Annotated in this window: 12 protein-coding genes; 5 read left to right on the forward strand and 7 right to left on the reverse strand. The window is 64.9% G+C overall.

Annotated elements, in window-relative coordinates; translation table 11 throughout:
• Positions 1-8 precede the first annotated feature (8 nt).
• Both I6F20_RS12860 and I6F20_RS12865 read left to right on the forward strand, forming a co-directional pair.
• The gene (locus I6F20_RS12860) at positions 9-992 is read left to right on the forward strand and encodes a threonine/serine dehydratase (RefSeq protein ID WP_225126437.1); all 984 of its coding nucleotides are present in this window, start codon (positions 9-11) and stop codon (positions 990-992) included.
• An 11-nt stretch (positions 993-1,003) separates the two neighbouring features.
• Positions 1,004-1,423, forward strand: coding sequence for a DUF6636 domain-containing protein (locus I6F20_RS12865; protein ID WP_225126438.1), 420 nt, complete (start codon positions 1,004-1,006; stop codon positions 1,421-1,423).
• Between the two features lie 536 nt (positions 1,424-1,959).
• Here the strand turns inward: I6F20_RS12865 and I6F20_RS12870 are convergent.
• The 7 genes from I6F20_RS12870 to I6F20_RS12900 form a co-directional block, all read right to left on the reverse strand.
• Positions 1,960-2,553, reverse strand: coding sequence for a GNAT family N-acetyltransferase (locus tag I6F20_RS12870; RefSeq protein WP_225126439.1), 594 nt, complete (start codon positions 2,551-2,553; stop codon positions 1,960-1,962).
• Between the two features lie 269 nt (positions 2,554-2,822).
• Positions 2,823-4,328, reverse strand: coding sequence for a glycerol kinase GlpK (glpK, locus tag I6F20_RS12875; RefSeq protein WP_225126440.1), 1,506 nt, complete (start codon positions 4,326-4,328; stop codon positions 2,823-2,825).
• A 377-nt stretch (positions 4,329-4,705) separates the two neighbouring features.
• Positions 4,706-5,479 (reverse strand): SDR family NAD(P)-dependent oxidoreductase, encoded by a 774-nt coding sequence (locus I6F20_RS12880; protein WP_109142412.1) that lies wholly within the window; start codon positions 5,477-5,479, stop codon positions 4,706-4,708.
• A gap of 143 nt (positions 5,480-5,622) precedes the next feature.
• On the reverse strand, positions 5,623-6,765 hold the full coding sequence (gene pimD / locus I6F20_RS12885) for a pimeloyl-CoA dehydrogenase small subunit (protein WP_225126441.1): 1,143 nt from the start codon (positions 6,763-6,765) through the stop codon (positions 5,623-5,625).
• A gap of 173 nt (positions 6,766-6,938) precedes the next feature.
• Complete coding sequence (pimC, locus tag I6F20_RS12890) at positions 6,939-8,129, reverse strand: pimeloyl-CoA dehydrogenase large subunit (protein WP_172784944.1); 1,191 nt, start codon at positions 8,127-8,129, stop codon at positions 6,939-6,941.
• A 19-nt stretch (positions 8,130-8,148) separates the two neighbouring features.
• Positions 8,149-9,843, reverse strand: a complete 1,695-nt coding sequence (gene pimA / locus I6F20_RS12895; protein WP_225126443.1) for a dicarboxylate--CoA ligase PimA — start codon at positions 9,841-9,843, stop codon at positions 8,149-8,151.
• Between the two features lie 158 nt (positions 9,844-10,001).
• The gene (locus I6F20_RS12900) at positions 10,002-12,098 is read right to left on the reverse strand and encodes a 3-hydroxyacyl-CoA dehydrogenase NAD-binding domain-containing protein (RefSeq protein WP_036021523.1); all 2,097 of its coding nucleotides are present in this window, start codon (positions 12,096-12,098) and stop codon (positions 10,002-10,004) included.
• Between the two features lie 130 nt (positions 12,099-12,228).
• Between I6F20_RS12900 and I6F20_RS12905 the strand changes: the two genes are divergently transcribed.
• The 3 genes from I6F20_RS12905 (at position 12,229) to I6F20_RS12915 (ending at position 14,669) form a co-directional block, all read left to right on the forward strand.
• On the forward strand, positions 12,229-13,095 hold the full coding sequence (locus I6F20_RS12905) for an IclR family transcriptional regulator (RefSeq protein WP_035997958.1): 867 nt from the start codon (positions 12,229-12,231) through the stop codon (positions 13,093-13,095).
• A gap of 66 nt (positions 13,096-13,161) precedes the next feature.
• A complete protein-coding gene (locus I6F20_RS12910; protein ID WP_035997955.1) occupies positions 13,162-13,959 on the forward strand; it encodes an ABC transporter ATP-binding protein in 798 nt (265 codons plus the stop codon).
• The gene (locus I6F20_RS12915; RefSeq protein WP_035997952.1) at positions 13,956-14,669 is read left to right on the forward strand and encodes an ABC transporter ATP-binding protein; all 714 of its coding nucleotides are present in this window, start codon (positions 13,956-13,958) and stop codon (positions 14,667-14,669) included. The genes I6F20_RS12910 and I6F20_RS12915 overlap by 4 nt, the downstream gene beginning before the upstream one ends.
• Position 14,670: the final 1 nt, after the last annotated feature.

Here is a 14,670-nt window from a genome sequence, read left to right on the forward strand (position 1 = left end):
CCTAATTGATGTCAACTCTCAGTTGGGTTATCCTGGACGGCATCATGACAGCGACAATGGACATCACACGGGAGCGGATTGCGGCGACCGAGCCGGTCATCCGTCCGCATATCAGGCGCACGCCGCTTGTTCAGGCCGACCTCGCCGATTTCGGCCTGCCGGCCGCGCCGGTCACGTTCAAGCTCGAGATGCTGCAGCATTCCGGATCGTTCAAGGCGCGCGGCGCCTTCGCCAATCTGCTGCTGCGGCAGGTGCCGCAGGCCGGTGTGGTCGCCGCGTCCGGCGGCAATCACGGCGCCGCCGTTGCCTATGCCGCGCATCGGCTCGGCATTCCCGCCACGATCTTCGTGCCCGACATCACCTCGCCGGCCAAGGCCGAGCGGATCAGGACCTATGGCGCAAAGCTCGTGATCGCCGGCAGCCGCTACGCCGATGCGCTCGCCGCGAGCGAGGCGCATGTCGCGCAGACCGGCGCGCTGGCCGTCCATGCCTACGATCAAGCCGAAACCCTGCTCGGCCAGGGCAGCGTCGGGCTGGAGCTTGAGCAGGATGCGCCCGGCATCGACACGCTGCTGGTGGCGGTCGGCGGCGGCGGGCTGATCGGCGGCATTGCGGCGTGGTACGGCGGCCGGACACGCATCGTCGCGGTCGAGCCGGAGCAATCGCCGACCCTGCACGCCGCGTTCGAGGCGGGTGCACCGGTCGATGCGCCGGCCGGCGGCATCGCCGCCGACAGCCTTGCGCCGCGGCGTGTCGGCGAGCTGATGTTTCCGGTCGCGCGGGCAAATGTCGAGCGCGTCGTCCTGGTCAGCGACGATGCGATCCGGCAGGCGCAGGCTGCGCTGTGGTCGCACTTGCGCCTCGTGGCCGAGCCCGGCGGCGCAGCTGCATTTGCCGCGGTGCTCTCCGGCCGCTATCGTCCCTCACCTACCGAGCGCGTCGCAGTTCTGGTCTGCGGGGCAAACACGACGGCGGTGACTTTCGAGAGCTGAGCGGGAATGACATGACGCGACCGCGCGGACTGGTCCTGATGGCGATCCTGCTGCCGATGATCGGCGCCGCCCACGCGCAGGACCGCCCGATCGGCTTTCTGACGCCGTCGAAGAACATCGCCTGCCAGTTCTTCACCGACAACGGACAGGGCGTGCTCCGCTGCGACATCATGAACATGGACGTGCGCCCGCGCCGGCCCGCCGATTGCGAGCTCGACTGGGGCCACGCCTTCGAGATGAGCGCGAAGGGCGCAGCAAGCCGCATCTGCGCCGGCGACACCGTGATGGACCCCTCACTGCCGGTGCTGGCCTATGGCGAGGTGTGGCAGCGCGGGGGATTATCGAGATTGTCAAAAAGCACCCATACGGAGCCCTTGAACCGCAGATATGCTGAAAGAGCCGAACGAATTTCACGTACATTGTGCTTGTAGACTAGTTCGGTGACTTGCTGGGAGGTGAGACGTTGGTCATGTCCCTGTCCATAGTCATTTTGAAACTTTGCTGCGAGCTCTCTGGAGAGAGCTAACAAACGCTCAGAAAAATCGCCCTCACCAGCATCGCCAGCTTCATAAGCCGTTAGCAAGCGCCGATATCCGAGTTCAAAGGTGACATTGAAGTTCACTGTCGTAACATCAGCAAACAGAACATCGCAGCCGTGAATTTGCTCGAAGATGGGGTCAGTAAGCGGCCGTCCGGCTATGTCATTCTCGATCCAAAGATGCAGATGTATGTCATTGCCTCGCTGGGCAACTAGGCGGCCGGCCCCCTTAATGGCTTGCATCACTTCCGCCAACGACGATGGATAAGCATAAAAAATCTTCATTCTTCGAATCGCTCGCTTGAGAAATCGATAGGATCATACAACTATTCGTAGCCTTGTACGAATCCTGCAACGCAGCAGAGGGCCGCGAGGAGCGAGATAGCGCCTGAAGGTTGAAGGTAATTTGAGATGTTATAGCTGTCCGTCCTATTCAATGGTCGGCACGTGCTTCGCCGCATCGCGCGGCGCCGTGCCATCAAGCCGCGGATCATCCGCCACTTCGATCTGGCGGCGAAACGCGCGGAAGCCGGAGCGTTGATAGAACGCGACGGCGGAGGGATGGTCGAGCGTGCAGGTGTGGACCCAGACGCGGCGGACGTCGCGCGACCAGGCGCGCTCCAGCGCGCGGTTCATCAGGAAGCGGGCGGCGCCGGTGCCGATGAGGCCAGCGGTGACGCCGAAATAGGTCAGTTCGCACTGGCCGGGCTCGCGGAAGTCGAGCTCGAGCAGGCCTTCGTCTCGGCCGTCGAGGACGAGGGCATAGACCTCGATTCCAGGCGCATGGATGATCGCGGCGAGCTCGGCGTCGGTCATGCGCGCGCGCGAGAACCACAGCCAGCCCTCGCCGACGCGGCGGAAGAGATCGCGGTACCAGGGAAGCGCGGGGGCATCGACCTTGCGCAAGGTCCAGGCGCCGGGCGGATCATCGCGGCGCGCGGGCGGTGCAGTCATCTCCAGATGGGTGCCGATTGCGGCGATCTTGCCGTTCGGGACGTCGGAATAGCCGTCGGGGACGATCATGCTTCGTTTCTTCTTTTGTTAGCGGTTAGCGGGCGGCGCCGTTTGAGGCACCACAGCAGCGCCACACTCCGTCATTGCGAGCGCAGCGAAGCAATCCAGGATCTTTCCGCAGAGGCAGTCTGGATTGCTTCGTCGCAAGAGCTCCTCGCAATGACGGTGTAGAGGCGGTGGTGTAGCCCGGATGGAGCGCAGCGCAATCCGGGATTTGTGCCACCATCGACAGCGGGCCCGGATTACGCTGCGCTCCATCCGGGCTACGACATTTGCCGCTACCCCTCCCCCTCGTCGCTCGCCAGCACGCCCTTTACCGCGCGCGCCCAACCCGCGAGCTTCCGCTCGCGCGTGGCCTGGCTCATGTTCGGCTTGAAGCGGTGCTCCAGACGCCAATTGTCGGCGAATTTGGTCGGCTCGGGATAGACGCCCGCCTGGAGGCCGGCGAGATAGGCGGCGCCCAGCGCGGTGGTCTCCTGGATCACGGGGCGGTCGACCGGGGCATCCAGGAGATCGGCGAGGCGCTGCATGGTCCAGTCGGAGGCGGTCATGCCCCCGTCGACGCGGAGCACGACGCTTGCGGTTTCCGAACTCGGCCAGTCCGCGCGCATTGCGGCCCAGAGATCGAAGGTCTGGTAGCAGACGCTTTCCAGCGCGGCATGGGCGAGCTCGGCGGGGCCGGTGTTGCGGGTGAGGCCGAACAGCGCGCCGCGGACGCGCGGATTCCAATAGGGCGCGCCCATGCCGACGAAGGCGGGGACCAGGTAGACGCTCTGCATGGAGTCCGACTGATCGGCAAGCGGTCCGGTTTCGGCGGCATGCTTGATGATGCCGAGGCCGTCGCGCAGCCATTGCACGGCGGAGCCGGCGACGAAGATCGAGCCTTCCAGCGCGTAGGTGCGTTTGCCATCGAGCTGATAGGCGACGGTGGTGAGCAGCTTGTTCTTGGAGACGACGGGCGTGGTGCCGGTGTTGAGCAGCGCGAAACAACCGGTGCCGTAGGTCGACTTCATCATGCCCGGGCGGAAGCAGGCCTGGCCGATGGTGGCGGCCTGCTGGTCGCCGGCGATGCCGGCGATGACGATGGGGCCGCCGAACAGGTCCGGCGTGCTCTCGCCGAAGCGGGCGGAGGAATCCTTCACCTCGGGCAGCATCGAGCGTGGCACGCCGATGATCTCCAGGAGCTCGTCGTCCCACGCGCCGGTGTGGATGTTGAACAGCAGCGTGCGCGAGGCGTTGGTGGCGTCGGTGGCGTGCACCTTGCCGCCGGTGAGGCGCCAGAGCAGATAGCAATCGATGGTGCCGAACATCAGTTCGCCGCGCGCGGCGCGGGCGCGGGCACCGGGGACGTGATCGAGGATCCAGGCGACTTTCGTTCCGGAGAAATAGGGATCGATGATCAGGCCGGTCTTCTCAGAGATCACGGGCTCGCGGCCGTCGGCCTTGAGCTTCGCGCAGATGTCGGCGGTGCGGCGGTCCTGCCAGACGATGGCGCGGTGCACGGCCTGCCCCGTCGCGCGATCCCACACCACGGTGGTCTCGCGCTGGTTGGTGATGCCGATCGCGGCGATATCCTTTGCGCTGATGCCGGCGTGCTCGATCGCCTCGCGGCAGACCATCACGGTCGAGGTCCAGATGTCCTCCGGTTCGTGCTCGACCCAACCCGAGGCCGGAAAGTGCTGCGGAAACTCGGCCTGCGCCTTCGCCGCGATGGAAATATCGCCGCGAAACACGATCGCGCGCGAGGAGGTGGTGCCCTGGTCGATGGCGAGGACGAAAGACATGGCGGATACCTTGGCGTTTTCTTTGGGCGTCTTCCCTGGAGGGGTCATTGTGTCGCGCCAAAGGGAGCGGATTGGAGGCAGAAGGTCAAGGTTTGGATCAGTGGGGGCCGCTGCCCTTCCTTCTCCCCTTGTGGGAGAAGGTGGCATAGGCGGCCGTCGGCCGCCGTTCTCAAGAACGCCGAAGCAAGGCTTCGGCTACGGCGCCGGATGAGGGGTATGCTTCGGCGAACACAGCCGCAAAAGAGTCACGTGCGGAGGGATACCCCTCACCCGTCTCGCCGCTTCGCCATAGCCGATGCGAAGCATCGGCGTTCTTGAGAACGGCGGCCGAAGGCCGCCTATGCCACCCTCTCCCGCAAGGGGAGAGGGGAAGAACCCTACACCGCCGCCGTCGTCACGCCGCCGTCGATGACGATGGTTTGGCCGGTCATGAAGCTCGAGGCGTCGGAGGCGAGGTAGGCGACGGCGCCGGCGATTTCGTCGGGCTCGCCGATGCGGCGGAGCGGCGTGGTGGCGGTGCGGCGCTTCAGATTGGCTTCGTCTTCCCAGAGCGCGCGGGCGAAGTCGGTCTTGACCAGGCCGGGCGCGATGCAGTTGACGCGGACGCCTTTCGGACCCCATTCGCCGGCGAGCGAACGGCACAGCGCGAAGTCGGCGGCCTTGGAGATGCCGTAGGCGCCAATCACGGTGGAGCCGCGCAGGCCCCCGATCGAGGAGATGATGATCACCGAGCCCTTGCCGCGCTCGGCCATTTGCGGGATCGCGAGCGCGGAGAGCCAGATGTTGCTCTTGACGTTCGAGCCCATGATCTTGTCGAAGGCTTCGTCGGTGATTTCGAGCAGCGGGCCGTAATAGGGATTCACGGCGGCGTTGCAGACGAGAATGTCGATCTTGCCGTAATGCTTCGTCGCGCCCGCGATCAGCGCCTCGACCTCGTTCTTGCGCGCGATGTTGCAGGGAATGACGATGGCATCGCCGCCAGCGGCATTGATGCCGTCGGCGACTTCCTTGCAAGCGTCGGCCTTGCGCGAGGAGACAACCACCTTGGCGCCTAACTTGGCGAGCAACTCGGCGGAGGAGCGGCCGATGCCGCGGCTGGAGCCGGTGACCACGGCGACCTTGCCGGTGAGATCGAACGGGGTGTTCTTCATTGTTGTTGCCTCCTCCTGGTCATTCCGGGGCGCGCATAGCGCGAACTACGATGCGCAATTGCGCATCTGAGAATCCATTTCACCGCACGTATTGCCGCCCGATGGATCCCGGGCTCGCGCTTCGCGCGCCCCGGGATGACAGGTCAGATCAACCCGCCCGCATCCGCGACGCGGCGCTGGTGGTAGTCGGTGTCGCCAAAGGTGTTCTCGATCATGGTGAGGCGCTTGAAGTAGTGGCCGATCTTGGCCTCCATGGTCATGCCGATGCCGCCGTGGAGCTGGATCGACTGCTGGCCGACGAATTTCAGCGACTTGCCGATCTGCACCTTGGCCGCGGCGATCGCGTTGCTGCGCTCCTTGGCGTCCTCGAAGTCGTTCGCCATGGTCGCGAACATCGACATCGAGCGCGCCTGCTCGGTGGCGACGAACATGTCGGAGGCGCGGTGCTGCAGCGACTGGAACGAGCCGATCGCGACGCCGAACTGTTTGCGCGTCTTGATGTACTCGACCGTGGTCTTGAGCGATTCGTCCATCAGGCCGACCGCCTCGGCGCAGAGCGCGACGCGGGCTTCGTCCACCACGCGCTCGATCAGTGCGAGTGAATCCTCGGGATTGCCGAGCACGCCGTCGGGACCGACCTCGACACCGGTGAAGGTGATGTCGGCGGCGTGCAGGCCGTCCTGGGTCGGATAGGACTTTTTCGCGACGCCCTTGGCATTGGCGGGGACCAGGAACACGCCGATGCCTGACTTGTCGCGGCGGTCGCCCTTGGTGCGCGCGGTGACTAGAAGCGTGTCGGCGTTCTCGCCGTTCAGCACGACGAACTTCTCGCCGTCGATCACGTAGGCATCGCCCTTCTTCTTCGCGGTCGTGGCGACGTCGAACAGATCGTAGCGCGAGTTCTTCTCGAGCTGGGCGAAGGCCAGCGTCTTGCTGCCGTCGATGATGCCGGGCACGTGCGCGGCCTTCTGCGCATCGGTGCCGGCATGACGCAGGAAGCCGCCGCCGATCACCACCGTCGCCAGATAGGGCTCGAGCACCAGCGCCTTCCCGAGCGCTTCCATCACGATCATGGTCTCGACACCGCCGCCGCCGAAGCCGCCGTCAGCCTCGCTGAAGGGCAGGCCCAAAAGTCCCTGCTCGGCGAGCTTGAGCCAGACCGTTTTGCTCCAGCCGCCCTTCTCCGCCATGTACTTCTTGCGCTGCTCGAAATCGTAGGAATCGGTCAGCAGGCCGTCGATGCTTTCCTTGAGAAGCCGCTGCTCCTCGGACAGATCAAAATCCATTTCTTTGGTTCCTCGTACCCGGACTTATTTGGCTTCGTCATCCCGGGGCGCGCGTAGCGCGAGCCCGGGATCCATACTCCCGATCGGGGTTATGGATTCCGGGTTCGCGACTTCGTCGCGCCCCGGAATGACGGTTGAAATTGCCCTCCCCGCGGTCGCGGTGAGGTGGCAGATCACAGCCCCAGCACCGCCTTGGCGATGATGTTGCGCTGGATCTCGTTGGAGCCGCCGTAGATCGAGACCTTGCGGTTGTTGAAGTAGCTCGGCGCGATCTGGGCGGTCCAGTCCATGGCTTCGTTCGAGCCATCGTCGCCGTGCACGTCGTAAGGCGCGGCGAACGGGCCGATCACTTCCATCAGCAGCTCGGTGGTGGTCTGCTGGATCTCCGAGCCCTTGATCTTCAGCACCGAGGAGGCCGGATTGGGCTTGCCCTTGCCGTGCTTGCCTTCGTCGGCGACGACGCGCAGCTGGGTGAGCTCGAGCGCCTTCAGCTCGATCTCGCAGGCCGCCAGCTTCTCGCGGAAGGCGGGATCCTGGATGATCGGCTTGCCGGCGGACTCGACCTTCGAAGCCAGATCCTTGATGCGGCGGATGCGCTCCTTGGAGACGCCGACGCGGGCGATGCCGGTGCGCTCATTGCCGAGCAGGAACTTGGCGTAGTCCCAACCCTTGTTCTCCTCGCCGATCAGGTTCTCGTAGGGAACCTCGACGTCATCGAAGAAGACCTCGTTGACCTCACGGCCGCCGTCGATGGTCTGGATCGGGCGCACGGTGACGCCCTTCGACTTCATCGAGAACACGATGAAGGAGATGCCCATCTGCTTCTTGGCGTTGTTGTCGGTGCGACAGAGGCAGAAGATCATGTCGGCGTGCTGGGCGAGCGTGGTCCAGGTCTTCTGGCCGTTGATGATCCATTTGTCGCCACGGCGCTCGGCCTTGGTCTTGAGCGAGGCGAGGTCGGAGCCGGAGCCGGGCTCCGAAAAGCCCTGGCACCACCAATCGTCGACATTGGCGATGCGCGGCAGGTACTTCTTCTTCTGCTCCTCGTTGCCGAAGGTGTAGATGACGGGGCCGACCATGCTGACGCCGAAGGCGAGCGGCTGCGGCGCCGGATAGGACTGCAGCTCCTCGTTGAAGATGTAGTGCTGCACGCTGGTCCAGCCGGTGCCGCCATATTCCTTCGGCCAATGGCTGACGCCCCAGCCCTTCTTGTTGAGGATGCGCCACCACGTCACCATCTCGTCCTTGGAGAGGTGACGGCCCTCGACCAGCTTGCGCCGCGTATCCGGCGGCACGTTGTCGCGGAAGAACTGCCGCACTTCGTCGCGAAACGCCTGCTCTTCTTTCGTGAATGCGAGATCCATTGGATCCTCCTGTGAAACGTTACTTCATTTTCGTCATTGCGGGGGCATCAGCAGCGCGAATCCCGGAAGACGATTTCTGCTGCTGGCGCAATTCGTGGCGCGACAATTTCCCGACCGGCGTGCGCGGCAGGTCATCGACGAATTCGACCGCGGCCGGCAATTCGTGCCTGCCGAGCTTGCCGGCAAGCTGCGCGCGCAGCTCGTCGAGCGTGAACGGCTTTGCCTCGGGCCTCAGCTTGATGAAGGCCTTGGCGGCTTCGCCGCGATAGGGATCGGGAATGCCGAGCACGATCACCTCGTGCACGCCCGGGATGGTGTAGATCGCCTGCTCGATCATCTGCGGATAGACGTTGAAACCGCCGGAGATGATCATGTCCTTCTTGCGGTCGACCAGGAAGAAGTAGCCGTCGGCATCGACATAGCCGATGTCGCCGGTGAGAAAGCGGCCATCGACGAAGGCTTCAGTGGATCCCTCCGGCTTGTTCCAGTAGCCCTTGGTGACGTTCGGGCCCTTGATGCGGATCTCGCCGATTTCGCCCGGCGGCAGCACGCGCCTGGGATCGTCGAGCGCGACGACGTCGAGCTCGATGCCGGGCAGCATCAGGCCGATCGAGCCCGGTTTCTCGGGGCCCTCGGGCGGATGGCCGGTGCCGGGCGAGCAGGTCTCGGTCATGCCCCAGCCGCTCTTCAGCTTCTTGCCGACCTTGCGCTCGAAGAAGCTCGCGATCTCCACCGGCAGCGGCGCGCCGCCGGAGCCGATGGTGACCAGCGAGGAGAAATCGCGTTTGTCGAGATCGGGCAGCGCGGCGATCGCGATCCACATCGTCGGCACGCCTGGGAAATACGTTGCACGCTTGACCTCGATGTCGCGCATCACGGCTTCGACGTCGAAGCGCTGATGCAGCGAGATCAGATTGCCGCGGCGGAGCGAGGACAGCAGCACCACCGTGAGCGCGTAGATGTGGAACAGCGGCAGCACGCAGATCACGCGCTCGATTGTCTCGCCGCGGGCGGCGCGGGCCGGCCTGCCCCAGACGTCGTAGATCGACACCGCCGAGGTGAGATTGCCGTGCGTGAGCATCGCGCCCTTCGGCAGGCCGGTGCTGCCGCCGGTATATTGCAGCAGCGCGACGTCGTCGGCCGCAACGACTGGCCATTGCGCCGGCGCGGTGGCGCCCTCGACGAAGGCCGCGAAGGTGACGATGCGGGGATCGTCGGGGATCGCCGCCTGCGGCGTGCCGACCTTGCCCCAATGATCATCCTCGCAGACGACGAGCTTGTCGATCAGGCCCTTCTCCAGGAATTTCAGCGCGGTCGGCAGCAGGGCCTGGAGGTTGGAGGTGACGAGCAGGCGCGAGCCGGAATCGGTGATCTTGTGCGTCAGCGCGATCTCGCCGTCGAGCGGCGACAGATGCGCGACGCGGCCCCCGGCCTTCAGCGCGCCGAAGAAGCTGACGGGATGATCGGGCGTGTTGCCGAGGAACAGCGCGACCGAGCTGTTCCTGCCGATGCCAGCGCGCAGGAACGCCGCGGCGGCACGATCGGCCAAGCTTGCGAGCTCGGTGTAGCTGATGGGCCGGTCGCGGAATTCCAGCGCGGTGCGCGGGCCGTAATCGGCGGCGGCCTTGGCGAGAAGGTCCGGCAGCGTGCCCTGGACGATGGGGTCGTCCCACCGCACGCCCTCGGGATAAAACTGTTCGCCGGGATGGGTCATTTTCCTGATTGCTCGAGCGAACAACTAACACAGACCGTCATTCCGGGGCGCGACGAAGTCGCGAGCCCGGAATCCATAACCACCAGCTGGGGTTATGGATTCCGGGCCTGCGCCTTGCGGCGCATCCCGGAATGACGAAGGTTGGGACGAAGCCCCGATCACGCTGCTTTAGACTCCGCAGCCAGCGACGCAAACGTCTTGCCCTCCGCGGCGAGCTTCTTCAGCAGCGGGGCGGGCTCGAGGCTCGGATCGTTGGTCTCCTTAGCGTAGAAGGCCAGACGATCGGCGATGTGCTTGAGGCCGACGCTGTCGGCCCAGAACATCGGGCCGCCGCGATAGATCGGCCAGCCATAGCCGTAGAGCCAGACCACGTCGATGTCGCTGGGACGCGCGGCGATGCCCTCTTCCAGGATCTTCGCGCCCTCGTTGATCATCGGATACATCATGCGCTCGAGGATCTCCTCGTCGCTGACGACGCGCTTCTTGCGGCCGAGACGCAGCAAGGTCTCGTCAATCAGCTTCTCGACATCAGGGTCGGGCAGCGGCGCACGAGAACCCTGCTCGTACTTGTAATAGCCCTTGCCGGTCTTCTGGCCGAAGCGGCCGGCCTCGCACAGCGCGTCCGCGATCTCCGACTTGATGCCGCGGTCCTTACGCGAGCGCCAGCCGATGTCGAGGCCGGCGAGATCGCTCATCGCGAACGGGCCCATCGGCATGCCGAACTTGGTGACGACGGCATCGACCTGCTGCGGCAGCGCGCCCTCGAACAGCAGCTTCTCGGACTGCTTGCCGCGCTGGGCCAGCATTCGGTTGCCGACGAAGCCGTCGCAGACGCCGACCACGGCCGGCACCTTCGCGATTTTTCGCGCGATCGTCACCGCAGTCACCAGCGCATCCGGCGCGGTCTTGTCGGCACGCACGATCTCGCACAGCTTCATGACGTTGGCCGGCGAGAAGAAGTGCATGCCGAGCACGTCCTGCGGACGCTTGGTCGACTTCGCGATCTCGTCGATGTTGAGATAGGAGGTGTTGGAGGCGAGCACGGCGCCCGGCTTGGCGTACTGGTCGAGCTTGCCGAACACCTCCTTCTTCACCGCCATGGTCTCGAACACGGCCTCGATGACGAGATCGGCATCGCCGACATTCTCGATGCCGACGACGCCGTTGATCAGCGCCATGCGCTTGGCGGGCGCATCGGCCGGGATGCCGCCGCGCGCGGCGGTCGCCTCCCAGTTCTTCTGCATCACGCCCATGCCGCGCTTGAGCTGCTCCTCGCCGGTCTCGATCAGGGTGACGGGAATGCCGGCATTGGCGAAGGACATCGCGATGCCGCCGCCCATGGTGCCGGCACCGAGAATGGCGACGCGGTTCACGGGCCGCGGCTTGGTGCCTTCAGGAACGCCCGCGATCTTGTTGGCCTCGCGCTCGGCGAAGAAGGCGTAACGCTGCGCCTTGGACTGGTCGCTGGCGACGAGCTTGAGGAAGCCCTCGCGCTCCTTCTTCAGGCCCTCGTCGAACGGCAGGTCGATGGCGTAGCCGACGGCATCGGCGGCGGCGAACGGCGCCTCGAGGCCGCGCGACTTCTTGGTCATGGCGGCGACCGCATTGGTGAAGATCGAGCGGTCGGCCTTGGCGGCTGCGAGCTTGGAATCGTCGTCGCGCAGGCGGCGCAGCGGGCGCTTCTCCGCGAGCAGCTTGCGCACGAAAGCCTCGCCGCCGGAGGCCGGGCCCTCGACGATCTCCTCGATCAGGCCGTTCTTCAGCGCCTCCGCCGCCCCGATCGGGTCGCCGCCGACGATCATCTTGACCGCAAGCTCCGGGCCCACCGCACGGGGCAGGCGCTGGGTGCCACCGGCGCCGGGCAGAAGTCCGAGCTTCACCTCGGGCAGGCCGAGCTTGGCCTCTTTCACCGCGACGCGGAAATGGCAGGCCAGCGCGACCTCGAGGCCGCCGCCGAGCGCGGTGCCGTGGATCGCGGCAACGACCGGCTTGGGCGAGTTTTCGATCTCGGACAGCACGTCGTTGAGCGCGGGCGGCTTCGGCGGCTTGCCGAACTCGGTGATGTCGGCACCGGCAATGAAGGTGCGACCGGCGCAGGTCAGCACGATGCCCTTGATGGAGGGATCGGCGATCGCGGCTTTGATGCACTCGAGGATGCCGCCGCGGACTGCGGCACTCAGCGCATTGACCGGCGGGCTGTTGACCGTGACGATCCCGACTTCATCATGACGCTCAAGCTTGACCACTTCGCTCACGGTGTCCCTCCTTGGTGGGGATTTACTTTTATTCGATTTCGCATTGCGGAATTTAATTCCGCATCTTGACGGCAGGGTTATTTTGAAGCACGGACGTTGTCAACGACTCCGCGCAAGAAGCAGATCAGGGATGAAGCGTACAGGAAAGAAGACCGCGACCGATCGGAATTTCGTCGTCGCGCTTTCCCGCGGACTGGAAGTATTGCGCGCGTTCCAACCCAATGACGGCCTGCTGGGCAATCAGGAGATTGCGTCCCGCACCAATCTGCCCAAGCCCACCGTGTCGCGGCTGACCTACACGCTGACCAAGCTTGGCTATCTGACGCCGGTTCCTCGCTTCGAGAAGTACCAGCTCGCCCCGGCAGCGATGTCGCTCGGCTACGCGGCGCTGGCCAATCTGGGCGTTCGGCATTTGTCCGAGCCGTTCCGCGAAGAGGTGATGCGCGCGACCGGCGGCGCCGTCGCCGTCGGCGGCCGTGACCGCCACAGCATGATCTATTTCGGGCAGAGCCGCGGCAGCGAGACTGTCGGCGTTCAACTTGACGTCGGCTCGCGCGTGCCGATTGCAACCAGCGCGATGGGCCGCGCCTATTTCTGGGCACTCGATGACGAAGGTCGCGCCGAAGTGTCGCGCATCCTGCGCGAACATTACGGCAGCCGCTGGCCGAAGATGCGCGAGGGCTTGGAACGTTCCGGCGAAACGGTCGCGAAATACGGCTTTGCGATTTCGGTCGGCGATTGGCACGACGACATCGGCGCCGCCGGCGTCGCGCTCAAGCTCAACGACGGAACCGGGCCTTACGCATTCAATTGCGGCGCGCCCGCATTCCGTTTCACGGAAGAGCGTTTGATCAACGACATTGGACCGCGTCTCTTAGCGATGGTAAGGAACATCGAGGCGGCGCTCGGGGGTCTGATGCCGCATTCAAAAAAAGACATCAGCAAAAAGCTGAAATCAGGAGGAAAAGTTGCGCGTGTGGCCGAGGGATTCAGATAGCCTTTGTCATCATCGGGAGCGGCTCGCATCGCCCCATCGCTCACTGTACGTCGTGAGCGAGACGAGATGACGCAGGCACAGCTCGCGCAGGGTACATCGCCCCTGCTCGCGGTTCGCGACGTCAGCGTCGTGTTCGGCGGCATCGTCGCGCTCAACGGCGTGTCCTTCGACATGCACAAGGGAGCCATCCTCGGATTGATCGGCCCGAACGGCGCCGGCAAGACCACGCTCTTCAACTGCCTGTCGCGGCTGTACCAGCCGTCGTCCGGCGACATCTTGATGGACGGCGTGAGCATCCTGACGCGGCCGCCGCACCGGATCGCCGAGATCGGCATCGGCCGCACCTTCCAGAACGTGGCGCTGTTTCCCAACCTTTCGGTGATGGACAACGTCCGCGTCGGCGCCCATTCGAAGACCTCGAGCGACATTATCAGCGACTCCCTGAAGCTTGCCTGGGTCCGGCGCAGCGAGACCAGCATCAACAAGAAGGTGCACGAGATCCTTGCTTACCTCGACCTCGAGGACGTCGCCCATACCGTCGTGTCCGGCCTACCGTTCGGTACGCAGAAGCGGGTCGAACTGGCGCGTGCGCTGGCGGCCGATCCGAAGATCCTGCTGCTCGACGAACCCGCCGGCGGCCTCAACCACGAGGAAGTTCATGTGCTCGGCGACCTCATCCGCAAAATCCGCGACGAGCGCCATATGACCGTGCTCCTGGTCGAGCATCACATGGGCCTCGTGATGTCGATCGCCGACCACGTTGTCGCGCTGAATTTCGGCAAGAAGCTCGCGGAAGGCACGCCCGCCCAGGTGCAGGCGGACCCGGACGTCATCAAGGCCTATCTCGGGAGCAAGGATCAATGACGCCACTGCTCAACGTCAAGGACCTGCGCGCTTATTACGGCCAGGTCCAGGCGCTCCATGGCCTGTCCTTCTCGCTCAATGAGGGCTCGCTCGTGACGCTGCTGGGCGCCAACGGCGCCGGCAAGACCACCACACTGCGCGCGATCTGCAACATGGTGCGCTCCACCGGCGGCGTCGAGTTCGAAGGCAAGCCGCTGAACAACCGTTCGACCGAGAGCATCGTGCGGTTCGGCATCGCCCACGTGCCGCAGGGCCGCGGCACCTTCACCAACATGACGGTGGAAGAGAACCTCCAGCTCGGGGCCATCACCCGCAAGGACCGCGCCGGCATCGTCTCCGACATCGAGCGCATGTACGCGCATTTCCCGGTGTTGAAGCAGCGCCATACCCAGCAGGCCGGCACGCTCTCCGGCGGCGAGCAGCAGATGCTCGCGGTCGCCCGCGCGCTGATGCTGCGACCGCGGCTGATGCTGCTCGACGAGCCCTCCTTCGGCCTCGCGCCGCTGGTGGTGCGCGACCTGTTCGGCATCCTCGGCAAGATCAACCGCGAGGACAAGGTCTCGATCCTGGTGGTCGAGCAGAACGCCCAGCTCGCGCTCGAGCTCGCCGACCAGGCCTATGTGATCGAGACCGGGCGCATCGTGATGTCGGGCAAGGCCAAGGACATCGCGAACAACGAAGAAATCCGCAAATCCTATCTGGGTTACTGAG

The organism is Bradyrhizobium sp. IC3123 (assembly GCF_020193625.1).
Taxonomy (GTDB): domain Bacteria; phylum Pseudomonadota; class Alphaproteobacteria; order Rhizobiales; family Xanthobacteraceae; genus Bradyrhizobium; species Bradyrhizobium yuanmingense.